The organism is Robertkochia aurantiaca, from assembly GCF_020166495.1.
Lineage (GTDB): Bacteria > Bacteroidota > Bacteroidia > Flavobacteriales > Flavobacteriaceae > Robertkochia > Robertkochia aurantiaca.
Genome location: NZ_JAINZS010000005.1, coordinates 1 through 22606, shown reverse-complemented (window position 1 = coordinate 22606; position 22606 = coordinate 1). Strand labels below are relative to the sequence as shown.

Sequence of the window (22606 nt, the reverse complement as noted above, 5' to 3'; positions counted from 1 at the left end):
AAGTTTTCTAAAATGCTGAGATAAATTATCGATCGGAACCGCTAAATGAGGGGGTGACAGCAGGTGTTCGCAATTATTCTTACTTTTACCTGTGATATAACCAAGTAACCTTAAATATGAAAAAAACCATTCTGGCTCTGAGTGGCATCGCCTTGATGGCCTGCAACACAGAGGAACCCACCAATGGAGTGATCGTTTCCGGAAACGTCACCCATACCGAAGCCCCGTATCTCCTGGTATATGATCTTTCGCGATCCTTAGCAGATTCACCAGCTGATACCATTGCCTTACAAGATGACGGCAGCTTTTCTGATACCCTGAAAATGTCGGGAAAAAAAGTAAATCTTATAGCCGGAAGAAAGCGTATTCCCCTGTATTTCTCTGACGGCGCCAACCTGGACATTACAGTTGATATGAATGACTTTGAAAAGACCCTTCGAATTACCGGTAAGGGAGCTGCAATCAATAATTACCTGCAGCAAAAGTCAGAAATACAGAAGGAAATAATTGGTGATACCAACCACTATATGTTAAGCGAGGATGAATTCCTCAAAAGAATCACAGCTGTAAAGGAAGCCCAGAAAGAGAAGCTGAACGCAATCGTGGAATTGGATTCCGATTTTAAGAAGAAGGAAGAAAAGAACCTTGCCTACGAATATCTCGGTGAGATACAAAAATACCCTCAATACCATCCATACTACACGAAGAAAGATGAATTTGAAGTGTCAGAAGGCTTTTTACGGGGCCTTGACACTCTGGATATGGAAGACCAGTCAGCCTTTGAATTTTCACCTGCCTATAAGTCTTTATTAGAGTCTTCTTATCGGGATCTGGCGATAAAGAAAACCGCAAAAGACAGTACGATCGCTCAGGATATTGCATTTCTGGAGGAGGTATCGGCTAACAGGAATGAGAAAATCAAAAATGCCTTATTGTATGATGCAGCCCGCATTTACATGAGCTTTAGTGGAGACCCTGAGCGCTATTATCAGACTTACGACAAGTATGCCACTGATGAGACTTATAAAAAGCATGTCAGGGCAGATCACGAGGCGCTCTTACGTGTTTCTGAGGGAAGGCCTTCACCGAAATTTGTAGCATACGAGAACCATGCAGGCGGAACCACTTCCTTAGATGACCTTAAAGGAAAGTATGTCTATATAGACGTCTGGGCTACCTGGTGCGGGCCTTGTTTACGAGAAATTCCTTCATTGAAGGAACTGGAAGCTGATTATCATGATAAACCCATTCAATTCGTCAGTGTCTCGATAGATACCGAAGATGCATATGAGAAATGGAAAACAATGGTGAAGGAAAGAGAACTTGGAGGGATTCAGCTGCTGGCCGACAATGCGTGGGAATCTGAATGGGTGGAAGATTACCTGATAAAAGGTATTCCCAGGTTCATTCTTATCGACCCCCAGGGAAATATTGTAAATTATAATGCCCCACGACCTTCAAGCGAAGAGATCAGAAAGGTTTTTGAAGAACTGGATATCTGAAATGATACCACCCTTTTGGGAAATATGGCCTGTTCCTTTTAGGGGGACAGGCTTTTCACTTGTTAAGTCTGCTTCGGCAGGAATCGGTGCAGATCCACTCCGGTTCCCCGTAATAAGCCTTGCTGTCGGTCACTTTCCAAATAGAATCGATGGCCAGGGTGTCAGATTTCAATTTCAGCACATAGATATCGTCACGATCATCAATTTTGGAATGATAGGCAATTTTATCTCCCGAATCAGACCACCTTATCTCCTCCTCACTATAAGGGGTGTCGGTTAGCCTTTCGGTGCGTTGGTTCTTGAAGTCGATAACATAAATGTCATTTATGCCTCTTTCATTTTCCATGGTTACCCCCAGCAATTTCCCGTCGGGTCTCCAACTCATGTATTTTTCTCTTTTGTTATTTTTGGTCACCCTTCTAACCTGTTTGGTTTGCATGTCGAAAAGGTAAACTTCGTTTGTACCCGTACGATCTGAAATAAAAGCAAGGTTTTTTGAATCGGGAGACCAAACGGGACGCCCGTTATAGCCCTCATCATGCGTTACCTGCAGGCTGTCACCCAGCCGGTAGAGAGGAGCAATCAGGATATTTGAAGTATCCTTGTTCTTCTGCCGTACGTAGGCGATCCATCTACCTTCATCAGAAATTCGAATTTCGGGGAGACTCAGCTTCGGGAAATTTACGATAGTGTCACCTTTCAGACTCATGGCCATAGTGCGGAAAACGCCGGTGGTATCCATACTATTATAGACAACGATGTTCTTTGCCGGCACGTATTGCGGAAACCACTCCCAGCCAGTCGCACTGGTGATGCGGCTCTCTTTCTGACCATGCAAGGTATTTCGGTAGATGTCGAAACTCCCTGACTTATCTGAGATGTATACCAGGTCTTCAACAATCAGCTCGGCGGGATCAGTACCGTTCACCCTGGCTTCTTTATGCTTTTTACAGCCTCCGAGGGAAAAAAGAAAAACCAGAAAAATAAGGAGGATATTAAAGGTTTTGATCATCATGCCGGTGTACTATACTCCTAAGTTACCAAAAATATCGGTTTTCAGGCTTTCTCCTCAGGTTTGCCTGCATGTGCTTTCATCAGTGCCGCCACCCTTTCTTCGGTTTCCTGATGCCGCTTGACCTTCTGAAGCCTGCGGGGTGGGGCTGCCCTCAATTCACAATCACTGATACTGCAGCTTTCACAGGTAATTCCCACCTTTATTTCAGGTTTTGCGGTATCATTCAGAATTTTGAACTGCTTTAACACCCTGTCGGTAAGCAGGATGCCCAGACTGATGCTTCTGTAGTGATCTGATCTGAAGGGGTCAGGGGTAGCCGATGACAGCACCAGGTAACGGCTGCCGTTTTCGTATACCGATATCTGCGAGTCAAAATGGTGATCTTTCGGCTGGTTTTCGATTTGATGGAGAGTTTTGATTGAGATCCATCTGCGGCAATAATGCTCATTATATTCGTTAGCCTGTGGTTCCTGCTGGTGTGTAATATGCAATTCCTTGTTCAGGTAGTAACGGGCATCTCCCTTTTTATGCGTAAAGCGCAGAAAGAAAAGGTTCCTGAATCGAAAATCATTAGGAAGAATATTGGTGAGTCGTTGGTAAACCGTTTCAGGAGAGGCGTTAAAACCGTTAAGTAATTCCAGGAAGTTCGTATCGCTCCACGTATCCTGATGAAGCAGGTTTTCCAGTTTTTGACTCAATTGATCCCGGGGTACAACCAGGGCTCCTGAGAAGTAAGAGGCACGAAAATTATGCAGTACTTCGTCAAAGCTGTTGTAAGTGATCCAGCTGAAGGTATACGGACGTACGCTGAGCTTTAAAAAGTTGTAGGCGATCTCCTTGCCGAAAATAAAGAGTTTCTGTGTTTCATCGATTTCGGTTGACAACAGAAGGCGTTTGCTGGATGGCACAAAGATTGAACGCAGATTATCCAGCATGGGATCATTCGCGATACCTTGTTCCATAATGGTGTAACCGTATTCTTCCTGCAATATGGCAGCCAGTTCTTCAGACTTTATCGGCTTTGACAGGTCTACCTGATAGGCTTCTGCAAAACGTACGGCCGCTTCTTCCAACTCTGGGAAGAAGTTGTTTTCAGCTTCCTGGTATGACCGCAGGGCGGCCAGGTAAAAGCCCTCGATCCCCACATTATAATGTTGCGCAATCTCAATTATGGTGCTGATAAAGGCGTTGACCTTGGTAGGTGCATTTGAAATGATACTGATCAGGTCATTTTCGGCTATTCCGAAGAGTTCAAGAGGTATTTCCTTTAATATACCTGATTCCAGAATTTCTCCAACCGGAGCCAGGTTCTTATCCAGTTTTAAGGATACAAGCTCGTCGTACGAGACCCCAAGTGAACGTGAAAGGATGAGGATCTTATCTTGTTTGGGGTATTTCTTACCGTTCTCGATCTCGTTCAGATATGACTTTGAGAGCCCTGATAGCTTTGACAGGCCATATAATGAAAGGTTTTTATCTGTTCGCAGCTGCTTCAGTTTTAGTCCGAATATCAACCGTATGTACTCTTCTTCTATTTGCATACACCAAAGATAAACTCTTTAGCGAATATCCAAAATTAACGAACTTTATCGATTTAGCGAACGTTCGCTTGTTTTATTGAAATTTTGTTTCTATTCTTGTACAGACAAAATGCAACCACATGTTTAAAACACTGACAACCAAAAACCAAGAGCTCGAAATTGCCGCACCTGAAGACAACTGTCAAGATCTGCTCACCCAGGAGACACAGGCATTTCTGGTAGCTTTACACCGCCGATTTAATCCGAAAAGGCTTTCATTACTGCATAGGCGTGAAACCGATCAACTGTTGTTTGACGAGGGGAAACGTCCTGAATTTCCTCCTGAAACCGCCGATATACGTTCTTCCCAATGGAGGGTTGGGAACATTCCGGCTGATCTGCTTGACCGCAGGGTTGAGATCACCGGACCCACCGACCGGAAGATGATGATCAATGCCCTGAATTCCGGCGCGAGCTGCTATATGGCAGATCTTGAAGACAGTACTGCGCCTTCATGGGAAAATATTGTCTCGGGCCAGCGGAACCTGATCGATGCTGTAAAACGGGAGATCAGCTTTGAAAATCCCGATAACGGTAAAAAGTACCGGCTTAATGATAACACCGCAACCCTGATCGTCAGACCAAGAGGCTGGCATCTGAATGAAAGGCATATATTTATCGATGGGGAAATGGCCTCTGCCTCCCTGACCGATTTTGGATTGTATGTATTTCATAATGCGAAGGAGTTGGTAAAACGAGAGACAGGTCCTTATTTCTACCTGCCCAAACTGGAGCATTACCTGGAGGCAAGACTATGGAACGATGTTTTCGACTTTACCGAAGATTATCTGGAGCTCCCCACGGGAACCATTAAAGCCACGGTACTTATCGAAACCATTACCGCCTCGTTTCAGCTTGACGAGATCATTTATGAGCTGAAGGATCACATAGTCGGTTTAAACTGTGGCCGGTGGGATTATATTTTCTCATACATCAAAAAATTAAGGAACCAGATCGGGATCGTACCTGACCGGTCTTTGATCACTATGGAAACCCCTTTTATGAGAAACTATTCCAAAAGGGTTATTCAGGTCTGTCATAACCGGGGTATACATGCAATCGGCGGAATGGCTGCACAAATACCTGTAAAAGGTGATGAAAATGCCAACAGGGAAGCCCTGGCCAAGGTTGAAAAAGACAAGTTGCGTGAGGTTACAGACGGGCACGACGGAACCTGGGTAGCCCATCCGGCTTTGGTGCCGGTTGCCCGGAAAATATTTGATAAGCATATGCCCGATGCCAATCAGATCGAAAAACCGGTCGAATTCGGTACGATCAGCGCAGCAGATTTGCTTGAAGAGCCCGACGGGCCTGTCACTGAGGCCGGGGTTCGCCTGAACATAAATGTAGGACTGCTTTACCTGGTTTGCTGGCTGAACGGAAACGGAGCAGCAGCCCTTTATAATCTGATGGAAGATGCGGCGACTGCCGAGATCTGCCGTGCCCAGTTATGGCAGTGGTATCATCGGTCGGCAAGGCTGGATTCGGGGAAGCATTTTGACGATGCCTGCTATCAATTGCTATTTGATAAGGAACTCGCCAGGGTTCGGCACTATATGGCAAAACACGGAATTGCCGCTGATCATCTTGAAAAGGCGATCGAGATCTTTCATGAACTGGTGCTATGCAACAGTTTTAAAGACTTTCTCACTTTAAAGGCTTACAGGTACCTGGCATAAATCCAATATTAATTTGACACCTTTTTTAATCGATCCGTCTCGGGCGGACAGGAATACTTTATTCAATTTTTAACCGAAATTTTTAAATGATGAAAACCCAAAAAGAAGTAAAGGCATTGGCCGAACAATGGAAAAACGATCCTCGCTGGAAAGGCATTCAACGGCCCTATACGGCAGAAGACGTATTGAAACTCAGAGGAAGTGTAACCGTTGAACATTCCCTGGCCCGCAGAGGTGCAGAAACCCTCTGGAGAAAACTGAATGAAAAGCCCTTTGTGGCCGGTCTGGGTGCACTTTCAGGCAACCAGGCCGTTCAGGAGGTTGAGGCCGGACTCGAAGCCATATACCTGAGCGGCTGGCAGGTTGCGGCAGATGCCAACCTTGCCGGCCAAATGTACCCTGACCAGTCCCTTTATCCTGCCAATAGCGTACCCATGGTAGTGAAGCGAATCAATAATGCCCTGATGAGGGCCGATCAGATACAACACCTGGAAGGTCGTGAAAACATTAAGGATTACCTGGTGCCCATCGTTGCCGATGCTGAAGCGGGTTTCGGTGGGAACCTAAATGCCTTTGAACTGATGAAAGGCATGATAGAAAGCGGTGCAGCCGGAGTGCACTTTGAAGATCAGCTTTCTTCAGCCAAGAAATGTGGTCACCTCGGTGGTAAGGTACTCGTACCCACATCAGAAGCTATCGCTAAACTGGTGGCCGCCAGACTGGCTGCTGATGTCATGAATGTACCAACGCTGATCATTGCCCGTACAGATGCAGACGCAGCTTCTTTGCTGACCTCAGATATCGATGAGCGGGATCGTAAGTTCTTAACCGGCGAACGCTCAGATGAGGGTTTCTTCTATGTAAGGAACGGAATACTGCAGGGAATCGACAGAGGGCTGTCATATGCGCCTTACGCAGACCTCCTATGGATGGAAACCTCCACCCCGGACCTGGCACAGGCCAAAGCCTTTGCCGAAGCCATACATGAACAGTATCCGGGTAAATTACTGGCATACAACTGTTCCCCTTCATTTAATTGGGCAGCTAAACTTTCTGTGGCTGAAATGGAGACCTTCAGGGAAGAGCTCGCAGCCATGGGTTACAAATTTCAGTTTATTACCCTGGCCGGCTTTCATGCGCTGAACACCAGTATGTTCGAGCTTTCGCGAGCCTATAAAGATCGTGGAATGGCCGGGTATTCTGAATTACAGGAAAGGGAGTTTGCACTTCAGAAAGATGGATTCAGAGCGGTTAAACATCAGAGTTTCGTGGGAACTACCTATTTTGATGCTGTACAATCGGTCATCACCTGTGGCAGGTCTGCCACCGTGGCCATGAAGGGATCTACCGAAGTAGCTCAATTCTGATTATATAATTATTCCTAACCGGAAGCGACATGAGACAGTTGTGGCTTCCGGTTTTAATATTTAAGCTTTTTCAGTATTGACTGCCGGGAGTTATTCACTGATAGCTGGATCTCATCAGGTCTCGAATTATGACCCGACGGATCAAAATTTTGTCTCTCTTCAATGACCTTCCGGATGGTCAGTTCAGCGGTGATCAGTTTTTGATCATTCCTTAGTCGAGGCATGAGCCATTCACCATCGGGGGAGGCGATTAACGAGCCCCCTTCGGCAAGGATTTCGGGAAGGGCCTTCATCATTTTCTCCTAATGAGGGGTGTTTTTTATCCAGGCATACAGGGGCCATGTGTGCCATGCCTATTTTTATCGCCTAATGCTTAATGTTGTTAATTACCGAACGAGAATTTCACCAATGGTCATTGATAATCCTAAATCAAAATAATCGAAAACCGTACCCTGCAGATCACTTATAACCACTCCCGAGCTGTTTTCGCTTCCGTTGCTGAAGGTACAGCTGTAAATAACCAGGTCATTGCTCAGATCGACCGTATAAGGTAAGCTGAGCTCGACAAGCATCTTGCCGGCAGGGAGCATGCCCTTCAGGTCATTTGATATCCTGTTGCTGAGATCGTTCTCACTTGGATAATTCATTTCAAGTGTATTAATATCGAGAATCACCGGGGAATAGGGAAACCGGTTAGGTTGCGGATTCACACTGCGCAACAGTATCTGGTCGTTGTAAATGGCAGTCCTGAAGAAACCTTGTGGCATATCCAGATTTACTGAGTTGAGCGATTTTCTGCTTATCAATTCTCCTGATTGAGTTGATCTCACTTCCAGCTCATTACCGGAAAGAAAGAAATAGATACGGTCCTGATCCAGGGTGGCCTTGAAGCTTTCCTGAACTCCCAGGTTGATATTCCAGACCCCCTCGAGGGTAGTCAGATCGATTTTTGTGATCACGGTATTTCCGGTTTCATCAAGATACCCGATATACAGGTTTTCTCCTTCGGTGATGGCGCTGTATTCGAAAAATGCCGTATTGCCAACAGTCAGCCGCACACATTCAGATTCCTGCTTATCGCGTAAATAAACCGCGATTTCTCTGAGATTTTCGGTGATGGGAGTTCCTGTTACCGCTATCAATTTTTCAGCCGATGAAAGAGGGTAAAGCAAAATGTCTTCCGGGTTGAAAGAGCAGAAGCTTTCGTAATAAGTCCCTTCAGGAGCATCATAAAAAATGTCCCAGCTTCTGAAGTTTTCTGGGATTCTGCTGTAGAACGAGATCCTTTCTGCATACAGATCGTACCTGAGAAACGAAGCGGGAACGCCATTGATCGCGCTGTGATCGGTTAGGGTAAATGGATTTCCGTTTTCGGTTAGGTCTGCTTGTACCACTGACCCCTGAAGGTAGCCTATCAGGGTGAGTTCAGGAGATACTCGTGAGTCTGGTGAATCATTCAGATCGTCGTTATTACAAGAGAAAAACAGTAAAACGGCCAAAGGCAGAAAGATAAAATGGCTGAAGAGTGAAAGATGCGATTTCAAAGCTTAATTTTTTATGGAAGATACATATTATTTGATTTCAAGGGGTTAAGCGTACGGTTTGAGTTTTTTTAGTTTGTTTTTCCGGTCGTTTCAGGGAGATATAGAAAGAGAAGACAGCAATCGGGTCGCACTTCGACGCTGCTCAGTGTGACCCTGCTGTCAGCCTTTGTCAACGGTGAAGTGTTAATGTGTTGTCACCCTGCCCCGAAGTATCGGGGTTGTCGAAGGGGTGCTGTTTTTGGAAACATATCCAAAGGTGATATGATGTGATACAAATTGGATAGCGGGTCGCACTTCGACCCTGCTCAGTGTGACCCTGCTGTCAGGCTTTGCCAATAGTTAAGTAATAATGCGTTGTCACCCTGAGCTTGTCGAAGGGAGCTTGTCGAAGGGTGCTGTTTAGGAAACATTTCCTAAGGTGATATGATGTGATACAAATTGGTTAGCGGGTCGCACTTCGACCCTGCTCAGTGTGACCCTGCTGTCAGGCTTTGCCAATAGTTAAGTAATAATGCGTTGTCACCCTGCCCCGAAGTATCGGGGTTGTCGAAGGGGTATCACGGCTGAGTTGAAATTGATTTTTTTATCCGTTCGATAAAGACTTTTAGACTGAAACCATCATGATATAGAATAATTTCTATAGATTTATATTGATTAATATTCACAGCTTTCTGTTAAGCACAATAAATGCAAGTTGAGATTCTATTATGTATACATCCTCGAATGTTCTGACGGATCCTTTTATACGGGATTTACATCTGATGTAGATAAAAGAGTAATGCAACATAATGATGGGAAAGTATACACTTCATATACATATTCAAGGCGCCCCGTTAAGCTGGTTTGGGTCCAGGAATTTTCAGATCCGAAGCAGGCAATAAGCTTTGAGAAGCAGGTGAAAGGTTGGCGTCGAAAGAAAAAGGAAGCATTGATTAATGGAGATTTCAATTTGCTCAAAGAATTATCAAAGCCTTACAATAAAAATAATAAATAGCGCGTCGCACTTCGACGCTGCTCAGTGTGACCCTGCGATCATGCTAGTGTGAGAAGTGTAATTGTAACCGGATGTCACCCTGTCCCGAAGTATCGGGGTTGTCGAAAGGGTGCTGTTTTAGGAAACATATCCTAAGGTGATATGATGTGATACAAATTGGATAGCAGCTCGCACTTCGACGCAGCTCAGTGTGACCCTGCGATCATACTAGTGTGAGAAGTGTAATTGTAACCGGATGTCACCCTGTCCCGAAGTATCGGGGTTGTCGAAGGGAGCTTGTCGAAGGGAGCTTGTCGAAGGGAGCCTGCCGTAGAAAGCTTCATTCATAGTCATTAAATATGATATTTAATAGGTTAGGTATAAATAGCAATCGGGTCGCACTTCGACGCAGCTCAGTGTGACCCTGCTGTCAGCCTTTGTCAACGGTGAAGTGATAATGTGTTGTCACCCTGCCCCGAAGTATCGGGGTTGTCGAAGGGGTGCTGTTTTTGGAAACATATCCTAAGGTGATATGATGTGATACAAATTGGATAGCGGGTCGCACTTCGACGCTGCTCAGTGTGACCCTGCGATCATGCTAGTGTGAGAAGTGTAATTGTAACCGGATGTCACCCTGAGCTTGTCGAAGGGAGCTTGTCGAAGGGAGCTTGTCGAAGGGAGCCTGTAGATTGGATCAACCTCTAATCACCAACTCAGGGTTCCCGCTAATCAGGCGTACATGGCAGCAGTCGGCTCCGACAGTATAGTCTTCGGAAACGATCATCTCACCATCTTTAAACCCTTCGAACTTAACTACCTGTTCAGAATTTCGTAACTGTTCTGAAAAAGAATCGTCGATCAGCAGGTATTCTCCTGTTTCCCGCATATTTTGAATAGCTGTTTGTTCAGGTTCAAGACCCAGATCTGAGCCGTTATCTTTTCGTACAACCCTGTAACTGTCAAGGGCCACGGCACCTCCTTCCGCATTACGAATTTTGATATGAATCATTCTGAATTCCAGGGTGCAAACCACTTCTCCGCAGTTAACCTGATCCTGTTCACTCTCAGATTGACAGCTAATAAAAAAAAGCGGTAGTAAGCATATTGTAAGAAGTATGTGATTATTAAAAAGACGTATGGTTTTCATGAAACTGAAGATACGAAAAGTCAGGTGAGTAACCTCAGTTCTGCGCACTGCTAAGCATAGGTGATTCTGTATAGATAAGTCGCAAGGCGGTATCCAGTTCGGGATCAACCTCCGACAATAAGTCATCTATGCCCGGCTCAACAAAGATATCCGGATACATTCCTCCAAGTCCTTCCGTCTGTCTTTGAGAGGGAGGAAAGAAAGTAGCGTATTTGGGAACACCGATATGGATGCCTGAATGCGGTAATACGATCATTTCACGGGCTCCTGCGGCAAATCCTTCATACCTGGACCCTGTTTCCTGACCTATGATAACGGCATGGCAGTATTCTCTGAGATAGCGGGCCATCGACGCAGCAGCCGAATAGGTGAGCCCATTGACAAGCACATAGATTTTTCCTTCCCAGCTCAATGGTTCCTTTGGAGGAAAGGGGTAGGAGATCTGCTTCCCCTCTTTGGGAACCGTGGTTTTGAAGTAAGGCATGGAAGTGTGGCTTTTTACAAAGGAGAGTATCTCAAAGGCAAATTCATGCAGGCCTCCCATATTCCCCCGGAGATCGATGATCAGATTATTCAGCTGTTGAGACCGAAGTTTTCTGAAAAGATCTTCGTAGAAGGTCCTTGCGTGTAAATTTTGTTTTTCTATGCTATACCGGTCGAAGGTTTTCAGTCTCAATAAGGCATGATTTTTATGTAAAATCAGTTCATACACCTCATTTTTATTGATAGTGGATTCTGAAGAGACCATATTTTTGTCCTTCCTGTAGTTCCTTATCATCTCTGATCGTTTCAATGCCGGAATCACTTTTTCTTCCTGATCGTCAAACAGCAGCCTAAATGTATCCGGTGTAGCTATGAACAAATAATACATCCACTGAAAACCTCTTGATATCTCTTCCCTGATGAAAGATGAATTTTTACCGTCTGCCGGGATATGATCACTGAGCAGGTTGATGATCTCGGTGATATTCTGACCGTTAATTGCCAGGATCTCCCGGCCCTTTTCAAGACTTTGATCACCGCTGTAATTATGCCAGAGATACATTCGATGTCCCAGTAAACGTATGGTAAATGGGAAATACCGGTACCGGTTATTCAAAAAGCCCTTGTGTACAGCATCATGCCAATTTCCTATTGTATAATGTCCTTCACCGGCAAGGGCTGCCACCCGTGATGCTTTTGCATACAAACCGATCGTATCACAGGGAGACGTGATTTTTTGAATCAAATACCGGGATTCCTGTTCGAATGTGGGAGTAAAGACTTGTAAACCCGGTTGAAGCCTAATGATCTCTTCCCTTAGAAAAGAGAGTTCTTCAGTAACCTGCTGTCGGGTAAAATCCTGTGCGTTAAGAAAGGTAAGTGATGTGGCCAGGAGCAGGCCGGAAAACACTTTTTTCATTACTTCATATGGCTAATGGTTGATTTACTCCATAGTCATAAGTAGCAACGATTTGAAAGATAATAAGTCAGGTACCTGTAAATATAATCATAATAATTTGATAATCAAGGTGTTTTAGCCTGTTCGACCATGGTTTTTAATTCGTTTTCACCCATTACCTTACCTCCTTTAATAACGATAGAAAGTGTTTCCAGGTTTGCGATATCTTCCAGCGGGTTGGCATCTAAAAGAATGAGATCGGCAACTTTCCCTTTTTCCACGGAACCGTAAAACTCCTGTAATTCGAAAAAGGCCGGACCGTTGATCACCGAGGTGGCCAATACCTGATAGGGCAGAAGACCACATTCACCTAACATTTTCATTTCCTCAATCAGCGAAGAACCCGGGTAGACATATGAATTGAAAGGTCCGCAGTCAGATCCGGAGAGAATCTCAACACCTGATTCAAACATGGGAAGGATCATTTTTTTAAACCCTTCTTCAAGCAGTATTTCTCTTGAATTGTTGCCGGCTTCTTTTGCCCGTAGAGCACTTTCCAGGCGCCTGCTATACGTTTGTTGAATACCTTCACCTATATAGTCGAGCAAAAGATCCTGACTGTGATCTGTATCTGCCAGTTCGGAAAGTACTTTACCGATATAGAGGGTAGGGGTGACATACACCTCATTTTCAGCCAGAAGCCTAAAAATTTCCCGGGCTGATTCCTCCTCATAATGCCTTACCAGCGAAGTAAGGTAATCGGCCTTATAACTGGCGTTTTCGGCTCTCTTCAGAGAATCGGCAGCGGCTTTCAGAACATAGTAAAGATGTTCACTTCCCTTCAACCCTGTTTCGATGGCTTTTCTCAGGTCGGCATTCAGAGGCATATGCCCCGTTGTCTTATAACCTCTTTCAAGAGCTGCGTCTATGGTGGCATAATACATCTCCGGGGTCAGGCTGCCGTCATAGGTTTTGATAAAATTGACTTCCATTGATTCCAGTGAATCCAGGGCTCTTTCAAGTGAGGCTTCATCTGTAACCTTCAGCGATCCCGGCCAGGCAGGTTGGGCGCCGTCGATCTTATATCCCGGCGTAAAGATATTGGGGCCATCGAGTTTTCCGGCAGCAATGGCATTCCTCCATGAAATCACCTGTGGAGCAAGATCACCCCCGGCATCACGCACGGTCGTAACCCCGTGATACAGGAAAAGAGGCAGTAGCGCCTTGTTTTCACCGGCCAGACTATCACCGCCCCTGAAATGAACGTGGTTATCCCATAACCCGGGCATTACATATCTGCCTTCACCGTCAAGCATGCGCTGGTCATTGGCCAGTACCAGAGAATCCATCATAGCCGTTCTTTGGATGCGGTTATCTGTAATGGCTACATACTGATTGGGTAATATGCGGTCTTCTTCGATATCGACCACATGAACCCCTGTGATAACCAGATCATATTTTTCAGGTTCTGAACTACAGCTCGACAGGGCGAAGAGGGCTAAAGAAATAAGCAGTGCCGGGAGATGTTGCATAAACACGATTTTAATTTGGAAATAAAAAAAGCCTCTTTTCTAAGGAGGCTCTGATAAAATCAATATTGATTCTTATTCTTGTTTTTGTTCTTGTTTTTTTGCTGGCCCGGGGCGTATTCCTTGGCCGACTGTGCTCCTGTGGCTTTTTTAACCTGTCCCGGAGGCGCATGTCCCGGTCCTTTGCCAAAGATGGCTACTGAAGAGCGGCATCCCGTAAGCATAAAGGCTCCCAAAATGAGAATCAGACAAAAATTTTTCATGGTGTTTAGATTTGGATTAGAATACTAAATTATCAGAACGAAGTGAAAAAACCTACTCTTAGTAGGTATTTGTCATATCGCTGTCTACAACGATGATGAAATCAGCTTTTCCCAGATGTTCATCTTCCAAAGAAGAAAGTTCTTCCTGAACAACGGTTGAGATAGTGCTGAACTTCAGATCGGGGTTTTCTCTATTGAGATACCAGAGAATACCTTCGTAAAAGTCAGAATGGTAGGCGCCGTTATAATGAATGAATACCTTGTCGCTTTCGATATTTTCAAGGATGAAATGCGCCATAGTGGCATCTTTTATCGCCTGGGCCATCACCAGCTTTTCGCTTCCATGGTCACCCATCATCTTCAGTATGTTCTGATATGTTGGTAGATCGGGGTCGAAGGCTATGGGTAAGGGTGCGATCCATGATTTTTCTTCCTCAGGCAGAGAGTCAAGGGTTTTAAATCCGTAACGATAAACCCTGTTGGCGTAGCGGCGCGGTACATTGGTGGCGATAAATTTGCGATCGTTTTCTTTGGCAAGGTCCAGAAGAGGAGCATAATCTGTTTTATGGTTAGGCCAAAGGCGGGCCAGGGTATCCAGGCCTTTCTGGTCGATCTCTTTTTTCAGATATTTATCTATCGCTTCCTGGTTGTCGGCTTCGAACATTTCTGCTCCCTGAACGATGTTTCTGCGCGAGGCGAGATCTTTGGTCACTTCCACCTGCAGCCAGTGAGCGATGGCGTTATTATGCAATTCCCCGAAAAGAATAACTTGCTGATCCTCCAGTCTGTGAAGCATTTTACGGTAGGAGACCTTTTTACCTTTGGCATTGAAAATTTCGTAGGGCTCCGGTTGGGCATGGGTTAAACTCACAGCACATATAAGGAGCAGGACAAGTATTATTCTCATTTGAAATGGTTTTAAAAACTAAAGTAAATAAAATCATTACTGATTTTCTGTCAGTCGCCCTGAAATTCGTAAATTATAGGGAATAAAATGTCTAAAGCTATGTGGTTCATTCAGACTCCGGGAGAAATACCCACTCCACACAATAACGATCCCATCGATCTCACTTCGACAAGTGACATCCTGATCTATATTGTGATACCCGTTCTGTTACTGATTCTTTACATCTTATGGCGTCGTGGCCGCAGAAACAGCTAAGTACGACATACATTTAAACAAATAAACCGATGGCATTCTCAGACCTCATCTGTTCGTTCATTTTACAGACTACCTCTGAAACCACAGACTCAGTCACCGGCGGTGAGGGAGATCTTACCACCGATCAGTATCTGCTTTTCTGGATACTGGTACCATTGGCTCTGATCTTTCTGTATGTTCTTTGGAGGCAGTTATGGAAAAGACGGCGACGCAAATAAAAAAGCCGCCCTTTAATTGTATTTTGAGGGCGGCCAGGTAAATAAATATAGAGATTGAGCTAGTTCAGGTTTTTGCTGTACGACGGCTTATCGTAATATTTTTCTTTTAGACGGAAGGCAACCCTGACCAGTAAGATAAGTGCAGGTACCTCAACCAGTGGACCTATAACTCCGGCAAAAGCCTGTCCGCTGTTAAGGCCGAATACGGCTATGGCAACCGCTATAGCCAGCTCGAAGTTGTTTCCGGCTGCCGTAAAGGCAATAGCTGCATTTTTATCGTATGAAGCGCCTCTGGCCTTGCTGATAAAGAAGCCGATAAAAAACATGATCAGGAAATAGAGCAACAGTGGGATGGCGATCTTGATTACATCTAGCGGGATGGTCACGATAAGTTCTCCCTTTAATGAGAACATCAAAACAATAGTGAGCAAAAGGGCTACCAGGGTTACTGGCCCTATGGCAGGTAAAAACTGCTCTTCGTACCATGACTTGCCTTTTGCAGGCACCAGTATCAGCCTGCTCAGCAATCCCATAACAAAAGGAATCCCAAGGTATATGGCAACGCTTTCTGCTATGGTTGCGATCGAAATATCTACGATGGCACCTTCAAACCCGAAAAGAGGGGGTAGTTTGGTTATAAAGATCCAGGCATAGAAGCTGTAAGCAAACACCTGGAAGATACTGTTCAGGGCTACAAGACCGGCTCCGTATTCAGGACTTCCCTCAGCCAGGTCGTTCCAAACCAGCACCATGGCAATACAACGGGCCAGTCCGATAAGTATCAGCCCGACCATATATTCCGGTTCGTCCCGTAAAAACAAAATCGCCAGAACGAACATCAGAAGCGGGCCGATCACCCAGTTCAGCAGAAGGGAAATGGAAAGAATTTTTGTGTTTTTAAACACTTTGGGGAGCAACTTATAATCTACTTTGGCCAGGGGTGGATACATCATCAGGATGAGTCCCAGCGCAATAGGCCAGTTGGTAGTTCCCGTGCTCATCGATTGTATGCGATCTGCAATACCCGGAAAGAAATATCCCATCCCGACACCGACCGCCATGGCCAGGAATATCCACAGGGTCAGGTTGCGGTTTAAAAAGCTCATTTTTTTCATGATACGGTAAGTTTTGAAAAGATATATTTTAATTCTGTGGCAATTTGTTTGCTTCTCTCTTCGTATTTCTCCAATTGCTGGGGTGTGCCGTCGAATGCCTTCGGATCTTCGTATTCAAGGGCCAGTCTCGCAGAAGCTCCCGGAACAAAGGGACATGATTCATTAGCAGAAGAGCAGGTCATAATAGCGGCAAAGCCCTTTTCAGGGTTGTATGGATGGTCAAGTGTTTTTGAAAACCCGATCACCGGCTTGATGCCCGGGCCGGATTTGATGCTGTAAACCGGATTCTTCCCTTCACTCAGTTTGACAATGGTTAACCCCTGCTTTTTAAGAGTTTCTGCAACCACAGGGAAAAGGGCAGTACTTTCTGTTCCGGCAGAATAGCAATAGACTCTTTCCGTTTCAAAATAATGGGCCATGGTTTGTGCCCAGACCTGTGAAAGATGACTTCTTCTCGAATTGTGGGTGCAGACAAAAGTAAGGTTCAGGCCCTTGTCTTTGTTAAGGAGGCTCTGGAGTGAGCCGATGATCTCATCTAATATATCCTTTCTGTCAGAAGATATGTTTTCCGTATCGAGTTGTTCGATATATGCCTGTACAGCAGGGTAGAGGTTATTCATTGTTCAGGGTTTATCTTTACAGGGAGAATTAACAACAGCCGCTTCCGGGAACACAGCTATTCTCTGATTTTTGCAGATCGCTGAGTCTGAGTTTCGGTTTTTCCTGGGGAATGCCACAGGCATCTTTTGCCAGGCAATCGGTGAGGGTCGAAGTAAGAAGAAACGAAGTGCCATCGAAAGCAAGCGCATATTTCCCAATGGTTTCACCCTGGTATTCGACCTCTATTTCCAGATCTTCCAGACCGAGCCTCTTCTCGCAAAGCTCAATGATCGCGAGCAGTTTTTCGGGATGCAGTCTGTGGTTGTAGTCGTCTGCTTCCCAAAGTTGGAAATTGATTTTATCTTCTTTCCTCTCGGTCCCTCCGCAATCGATGAAATGTTTGCTAACGCGGCCCACTTCGGTTACATGAAAGTGCTCGGGTACCAGTTGTCCTGAAGGCAATTTAAAACTGATGGTCTCCAGGGTATTAAGATGTTTTTTTATTTCTGAAAGTTTCATATGATCGTTTTATCGCAATGTTACAATGTATAGTTTCAAATTTTTTAACAGCAATTCTCAATCGGGTTGTCGCGGTCAAGGAAATTGAAAAGCATTTTTCGCATGGATCGCCAGTTATCTGTATCGATACAATAGCAAACGCTCGTGCCTTCCACGGTTCCTTTTATAAAACCCAGTCGTTTTAATTCTTTTAAATGCTGGGAGATGGTAGGTTGTGCCAGACCGATCTCCTCAACCAGGTCTCCACAAACGCAGGAGTTGATCTTAAAGAGATGTTGCAGAATAGCTATCCGTGCAGGATGAGCCAGTGCTTTGGCGATCTGTGAGAGACGGTTCTGCTCTTCGGTAAATATTTCGGTTTTGGTAACTCCCATTTTGGGTTCATTTATTTATTGCAATATTACGATAAAGGTAAATACGGATATAATTTTTTTACATATTTCTTTTAAATAACTTATCTAAGATCTTATGTGTCATCTTCCGGTCTTTCTGATACTAAGGTTGAATGTCCAGGTAAGGAGCCATGTTACCAGGATGAATGACAAGTCAATGGCGATCAGGGTTTGGATGAAAATCTGATATTGTTTAATGAGTACTATATTCATGAGTATAAATATGAGTCCCATTACAGACCAATTGAAAATCTTCCATGCTCCGAGGGCAGACCGTTGATTCCTGGCATATTTGCGTTTGATACTGATCCATAAACCGGAATAAACCAATGAAGTGATTCCAAGACCGAAAATGAACCAGATGATTTTAGTTATTAAGCCACCCCAATATCCGAAATGTAAAGGGTCTGCGATATCATTAAGCCACATAAGGTTACTGATTGAATCTGCCTTTTGTATTTCCACTTTTTCATAGGAATAGGGATCAAGGTAAACCCGGTTGGCACGTGATCTTACCAAAGGCACATCGGTTTTTCCGGTAATATAGATAGGGACTTGTTCATTCTGGGGAGGAACGATGTCGGTAACTCTAAGTCCGGGTATGGCCTGCTGCGCTATCTCTGTGGCCTTATCATAGTCGATTTCAAATGTAAGATTTTCGGGCTTGGAAGAGGATGATGCTCTGGATTCGATTTTCGGAAACGCCGGATTGACCTCTTTAGAAAGGCCGCCGGCATTGGATCTTTCCAGAAAATACCAGATACCGGTCAGGGAGAAGATAATGGTAAAGGGGATGGACCATAAACCTGCGAGTCGGTGCAGTGACCTTAAAAGAACAAGTGTGTTTTTACCGCGCTTTAGATCAAACAGTTTTTTCCACCACTTTTTGTAAAATATCAGAGCGGTTATTAACGAGAAGAATAATAGAAAGCCGAATAGCAGCACGGTGAAATGACCTATCTGAAAAGGTATGAAAAGGAAATAATGAAAATCCCGGAAAAATCGCTGTATCGTCAGTCGCGAAGACCCCTGAACCTCGCCGGTGTATCGATTTGTAAAGACATATTCCCGAATGCCGTTAGTACGTACATACACGATGTCACAGAGATAGGCTTCCTCAGGCCTCATCCAGTATTCAATTTTACCTTCCGGATAGGCTTCTCTGAGATTGGCCAATATAGCGTTTCGCCCCACCAGTTCAGGTTGAGGCGTGGCTCTGATCTCTGAATTGAAAACCCAGTCTAATTCATGGCTAAGGGTAGCTATAGTACCTGTCAGGCATACTGTAAAGAACAGTATGCCCAACTTGATACCTATCCAGCCGTGCAGCCGGAATGCCTGTTTTTTGAATCTTCTTATCATTAGAATGAATAGCCAACACTTAGCAGGTAATTTCGTGGGGCTCCCGGGAACAACCTTACATAATCATAGCCACCCACCCAGTGAGTCTGATCCAGCAGGTTATTAACCAGCAGTGAAATATTGAACTTGTCTACCCTGTAAGAAAGTCCTGCATCGACCAGCATATAGCCCGGTAATTGCAATTCTTCTGCAAAGGTATTCCTTTCGGTCACAAAGTTGGTTCCTCCTGTAATGGCGAGTCCGTCAAGGGCACCTCCCTGAATCGTGTACTTTCCAAAAAGACCACCCTGGTGCTGAGGTGCATTTTCTTTGATACGGCCCACTTCCTCCTCATTATCGCTTTCTGTAATCTCTGCGACATTATAGGCGTAATTTGCAGTGAGGGTGAAGTTTGGCAGGATCCTACCATTGATATCTACTTCGGCTCCTTTAGAACGTTCTGCGCCGCGTTGCCTGAGTAATTCAGGGTTGAGCGGGTCATTGGCGTTCACCAGGATATTTTTATTATCTATTTGATAAACGGCGAGATTTGCAGCCAACAGTCCGTTGAAGAATTCACCTTTCGCACCGAATTCCACCATTTGACCGGAAAGAGGATCGAAGGGTCCGCCGTTATTCGGATTGTTCTGTGCGGCCACTCCCTGAGGCTGAAAGCTTTCTGTATACGTTCCGTAAAGGTTCAGGGCCGGATTTAAGGTATACACCACGCCTACACGCGGGAGAAATTTCTGCTGTTGTGTTTTCAGTTCATCGGGCTGATCTGCTTTATTTACATCGGTATAGAATTCCTGTCTTCCCCCGATAAGAAACTGCCAGTCATTCCACCTGATCTGGTCCTGAATATAGACCCCATAAGAATAATACCTGGTAGGGGTAAAGCTGCCCTGGTCGAATTCATAGTCGCTTAATTGAGCTACTGTGTATTGGGGATTTTGCAGATTGAAGTGGGGTACATTGGGAACCGGGATCCCGTTTTCATCTTTCAGCAAAATATCCGGATTGGAAGTGTTTGTGGTAACGCCACCGTCGACCGTACGATATCCGCGGGCTCTGGCCTGTCCGCCACCTGCCGGTTGTCTTTGCTCGATATAGTCAACCCCGGCAACTACCTTATGTTCCAGCCCGCCTGTGTTGGCTTTATATACGAAATAAGTCGACAGGTTATCGGCCAGAAGTTCTCTTTGGCGATTGATCACCTGCATTCCCATCAAAGTGGGTATGGGATCTCCGTTGCCGTCTATGGCAAACTGATTAGAGGTTCTGTGTTCCAGCAGGTCTTCATCGAAGAGATACCGCATGTACGAGGCGTTGAATGAAAGTTGGTCGTTAAAAGTATGGTTGAGTGAAATAGTGGCATAGTTGACATCTGTTCTTTGATAGTCATTGGTCTGCGCAATGGCAAATGAAATGGGCGTTGAATTGAGATCGGTACCGGCAGTGGCACCGAATATGGGCTGACCCCTGTCCAGCTTTCCGTCGAAATTGGTAAGCACCAGGTCGAAGTTGATCCGGGTCTTATCGGTAGGAAGAAAGGAAATGGAAGGAGCGATCATCCAGGATTTGAATTCCTGAAGTGTTCTGAAACTGTCGCTGTTCTCATAGGCCAGATTCAGTCGGTATAACAAGGTTTCGTTCTCGTTTACCGCCCCGGTGAAATCCATGGTGGTACGAAGGGTGTTAAAGCTTCCCAGGGTGAAGTTAATAGCCTTTCGGTCTTCTGCCAGGGGCTTTTTAGTTACCCGGTTCATGATTCCGCCGGGTATGGAATTCCCGAACATAGCTGAGGCAGGTCCTTTGATCACCTCTACACGTTCAATATTTGCCAGGATGGGCTGCGGACCGAAAAGACCAACTACTCTGAGTCCGTTGATGAGGGTTTCTCCTGAACGAAATCCTCTGAAGGTAAAATCATCGTAATAGGAGAATAAATTGGCACCACTGATGTTTTTCATGATATCGTTCACGCGGTATGCCTGTTGATCGGCCATTACCTCTTTGGTCACATAGCTGATGGCCTGAGGGGTATCTTTGATAGGAGTTGCGGTTTTCGTCGCTGCGAATGATACCTCATTCTTGTAGGTGGTGTTGCGACGACCGGTAATCTCAACTTCCTGTAATTGAGTGCTGTCTTCGATCAACACGAAATCGAGGTTGTTCCGGCTACGTTGCAGACTGATCTGTCTTTCCTGGGTTTTAAACCCGATATAGCTGACCACGACCTGATGTTGCCCGGAAGAAACATTTTCAAATTCATAATAGCCGTTTGAATCTGTAGTAGTTCCCTGTTGGTCAAGCAAAACAGTGGCTCCGGGAAGAGCGGCTCCCGATTCATCGGTTACTTTTCCCTTGACCAGGTGCTGTCCGTAAGTGATAAATGCTGTGAAGAATAAGAGTAAGCTGAGAAGGTTAGTTCTGTATTTCATCTTGTTTTTTTGAGGCAAATATATTGGCTATTCTTATTTAGACCAAATATAAATAAAATGAAATGTAAGTGAATTTTGTATCCGGGGATAAAATGATTGACTTTCAGGGAAATGCGTATTTGTGATTTTTAAAACTTTCCGGGGATTTGAATATAAGTTGAGGTAAGATGATACTTGGAGTAACATTTCAACTGTTCAATACAGGCTTTAATCCCGGTCGTTTTTATTTCTTCTGAACAGCATGCCAAGAGGCAGATAGAGAAAAATGAAAAGGTACCAACCGGTTACCAGTCCGATCACCGTTACCAGCAGTCCGGCCAGAAGTATGGCGATATTGATCTGTTTATTAGTCCACTTCATATGTATCTATAATATAGGAAGCCTTCGTTTCAAGGCAAAAAAAGTGTAAATTCATGGAAACCAAAAGCTAAAACTTATGAAACGACTGGTCGCCATCATTTTGATCTTACTGGGAGCCGCCATGCTTTATATCGGGTATACCAGAAATATTTTACCTCCGGCATTGACCGGAATCGGTTTTTTTGCCATCAGCATATTGCTCTTCCGGAAGGAGATGTAGCAGGGAAATAGGTACGTAGGTACATCGGTACATCGGTAAATAGGGAAGGGGGAATGGTAAATGTTAAATGGTGAATGGTGAATTGTGAATTGTGAATTGTGAATGATGAATGATGAATTAGGAATGGTGAGACTGTTCAAAAAAGTGTGTCATAGGTATTAATTAAAACAATAACTTATGTACACGATGTCAAACAAGAAAACAACCCCAAAAAGTGAGTTGGAGCAACTCTTCGAGGATGCTTTGAATCAGCTC

The 22606-nt window shown here is 44.8% G+C and carries 23 protein-coding genes; 7 read left to right on the top strand and 16 right to left on the bottom strand.

Annotation, left to right across the window (positions count from 1 at the left end; translation table 11 throughout):
* Positions 1–116: 116 nt before the first annotated feature.
* A complete protein-coding gene (locus tag K7R10_RS08890) occupies positions 117–1502 on the top strand; it encodes a TlpA family protein disulfide reductase (protein ID WP_224484351.1) in 1386 nt (461 codons plus the stop codon).
* A gap of 55 nt (positions 1503–1557) precedes the next feature.
* Here the strand turns inward: K7R10_RS08890 and K7R10_RS08885 are convergent, their stop codons facing one another.
* Both K7R10_RS08885 and K7R10_RS08880 read right to left on the bottom strand, forming a co-directional pair.
* The gene (locus K7R10_RS08885) at positions 1558–2517 is read right to left on the bottom strand and encodes a TolB family protein (protein WP_224484350.1); all 960 of its coding nucleotides are present in this window, start codon (positions 2515–2517) and stop codon (positions 1558–1560) included.
* A 41-nt stretch (positions 2518–2558) separates the two neighbouring features.
* Positions 2559–4058, bottom strand: a complete 1500-nt coding sequence (locus K7R10_RS08880) for a helix-turn-helix domain-containing protein (RefSeq protein WP_224484349.1) — start codon at positions 4056–4058, stop codon at positions 2559–2561.
* 119 nt (positions 4059–4177) lie between these two features.
* On the opposite strand from K7R10_RS08880, the gene aceB reads away from it, so the two are divergent.
* Positions 4178–5776, top strand: coding sequence for a malate synthase A (aceB, locus tag K7R10_RS08875; RefSeq protein ID WP_224484348.1), 1599 nt, complete (start codon positions 4178–4180; stop codon positions 5774–5776).
* 89 nt (positions 5777–5865) lie between these two features.
* The gene (gene aceA, locus K7R10_RS08870) at positions 5866–7143 is read left to right on the top strand and encodes an isocitrate lyase (RefSeq protein WP_441295794.1); all 1278 of its coding nucleotides are present in this window, start codon (positions 5866–5868) and stop codon (positions 7141–7143) included.
* Positions 7144–7196: 53 nt separating this feature from the next.
* Here the strand turns inward: aceA and K7R10_RS08865 are convergent, their stop codons facing one another.
* Both K7R10_RS08865 and K7R10_RS08860 read right to left on the bottom strand, forming a co-directional pair.
* A complete protein-coding gene (locus K7R10_RS08865) occupies positions 7197–7439 on the bottom strand; it encodes a carbon-nitrogen hydrolase family protein (RefSeq protein ID WP_224484346.1) in 243 nt (80 codons plus the stop codon).
* A gap of 90 nt (positions 7440–7529) precedes the next feature.
* Complete coding sequence (locus K7R10_RS08860; RefSeq protein ID WP_224484345.1) at positions 7530–8687, bottom strand: hypothetical protein; 1158 nt, start codon at positions 8685–8687, stop codon at positions 7530–7532.
* A 694-nt stretch (positions 8688–9381) separates the two neighbouring features.
* On the opposite strand from K7R10_RS08860, the gene K7R10_RS08855 reads away from it, so the two are divergent.
* On the top strand, positions 9382–9681 hold the full coding sequence (locus K7R10_RS08855) for a GIY-YIG nuclease family protein (protein WP_224484344.1): 300 nt from the start codon (positions 9382–9384) through the stop codon (positions 9679–9681).
* Between the two features lie 673 nt (positions 9682–10354).
* Here the strand turns inward: K7R10_RS08855 and K7R10_RS08850 are convergent.
* From K7R10_RS08850 to K7R10_RS08830, 5 genes are all read right to left on the bottom strand, one after another.
* A complete protein-coding gene (locus tag K7R10_RS08850) occupies positions 10355–10669 on the bottom strand; it encodes a hypothetical protein (protein ID WP_224484343.1) in 315 nt (104 codons plus the stop codon).
* Between the two features lie 172 nt (positions 10670–10841).
* Positions 10842–12209 (bottom strand): S41 family peptidase, encoded by a 1368-nt coding sequence (locus K7R10_RS08845; protein WP_224484342.1) that lies wholly within the window; start codon positions 12207–12209, stop codon positions 10842–10844.
* Between the two features lie 104 nt (positions 12210–12313).
* Positions 12314–13720 (bottom strand): amidohydrolase family protein, encoded by a 1407-nt coding sequence (locus K7R10_RS08840; RefSeq protein ID WP_224484341.1) that lies wholly within the window; start codon positions 13718–13720, stop codon positions 12314–12316.
* A 59-nt stretch (positions 13721–13779) separates the two neighbouring features.
* A complete protein-coding gene (locus K7R10_RS08835; protein ID WP_224484340.1) occupies positions 13780–13980 on the bottom strand; it encodes a hypothetical protein in 201 nt (66 codons plus the stop codon).
* A gap of 58 nt (positions 13981–14038) precedes the next feature.
* Positions 14039–14887 carry a ChaN family lipoprotein gene (locus K7R10_RS08830; RefSeq protein WP_224484339.1) on the bottom strand — a complete coding sequence of 283 codons (849 nt, stop codon included), beginning with the start codon at positions 14885–14887 and terminating at the stop codon, positions 14039–14041.
* Between the two features lie 87 nt (positions 14888–14974).
* Here K7R10_RS08830 and K7R10_RS08825 point away from each other — a divergent pair, with 87 nt between their 5' ends.
* A complete protein-coding gene (locus tag K7R10_RS08825; RefSeq protein WP_224484338.1) occupies positions 14975–15142 on the top strand; it encodes an adenylosuccinate synthetase in 168 nt (55 codons plus the stop codon).
* A gap of 29 nt (positions 15143–15171) precedes the next feature.
* On the top strand, positions 15172–15360 hold the full coding sequence (locus K7R10_RS08820) for a hypothetical protein (RefSeq protein ID WP_224484337.1): 189 nt from the start codon (positions 15172–15174) through the stop codon (positions 15358–15360).
* A gap of 59 nt (positions 15361–15419) precedes the next feature.
* On the opposite strand, the gene arsB is transcribed toward K7R10_RS08820, so the two are convergent.
* The 7 genes from arsB to K7R10_RS08785 form a co-directional block, all read right to left on the bottom strand.
* Complete coding sequence (gene arsB / locus K7R10_RS08815) at positions 15420–16475, bottom strand: ACR3 family arsenite efflux transporter (RefSeq protein ID WP_224484336.1); 1056 nt, start codon at positions 16473–16475, stop codon at positions 15420–15422.
* A complete protein-coding gene (locus tag K7R10_RS08810) occupies positions 16472–17095 on the bottom strand; it encodes a low molecular weight phosphatase family protein (protein ID WP_224484335.1) in 624 nt (207 codons plus the stop codon). Before K7R10_RS08810 ends, arsB begins: the two co-directional genes overlap by 4 nt.
* Positions 17096–17123: 28 nt before the next feature.
* The gene (locus K7R10_RS08805; RefSeq protein ID WP_224484334.1) at positions 17124–17594 is read right to left on the bottom strand and encodes a DUF6428 family protein; all 471 of its coding nucleotides are present in this window, start codon (positions 17592–17594) and stop codon (positions 17124–17126) included.
* Between the two features lie 44 nt (positions 17595–17638).
* Positions 17639–17968 (bottom strand): ArsR/SmtB family transcription factor, encoded by a 330-nt coding sequence (locus K7R10_RS08800; protein WP_224484333.1) that lies wholly within the window; start codon positions 17966–17968, stop codon positions 17639–17641.
* Between the two features lie 99 nt (positions 17969–18067).
* A complete protein-coding gene (locus K7R10_RS08795; protein WP_224484332.1) occupies positions 18068–19348 on the bottom strand; it encodes a PepSY-associated TM helix domain-containing protein in 1281 nt (426 codons plus the stop codon).
* Positions 19348–21771 carry a TonB-dependent receptor gene (locus K7R10_RS08790; protein WP_224484331.1) on the bottom strand — a complete coding sequence of 808 codons (2424 nt, stop codon included), beginning with the start codon at positions 21769–21771 and terminating at the stop codon, positions 19348–19350. The genes K7R10_RS08795 and K7R10_RS08790 overlap by 1 nt, the downstream gene beginning before the upstream one ends.
* A 207-nt stretch (positions 21772–21978) precedes the next feature.
* Positions 21979–22131 (bottom strand): hypothetical protein, encoded by a 153-nt coding sequence (locus K7R10_RS08785; RefSeq protein WP_224484330.1) that lies wholly within the window; start codon positions 22129–22131, stop codon positions 21979–21981.
* A gap of 76 nt (positions 22132–22207) precedes the next feature.
* Between K7R10_RS08785 and K7R10_RS08780 the strand changes: the two genes are divergently transcribed.
* Complete coding sequence (locus K7R10_RS08780; RefSeq protein ID WP_224484329.1) at positions 22208–22351, top strand: hypothetical protein; 144 nt, start codon at positions 22208–22210, stop codon at positions 22349–22351.
* Positions 22352–22606 lie beyond the last annotated feature (255 nt).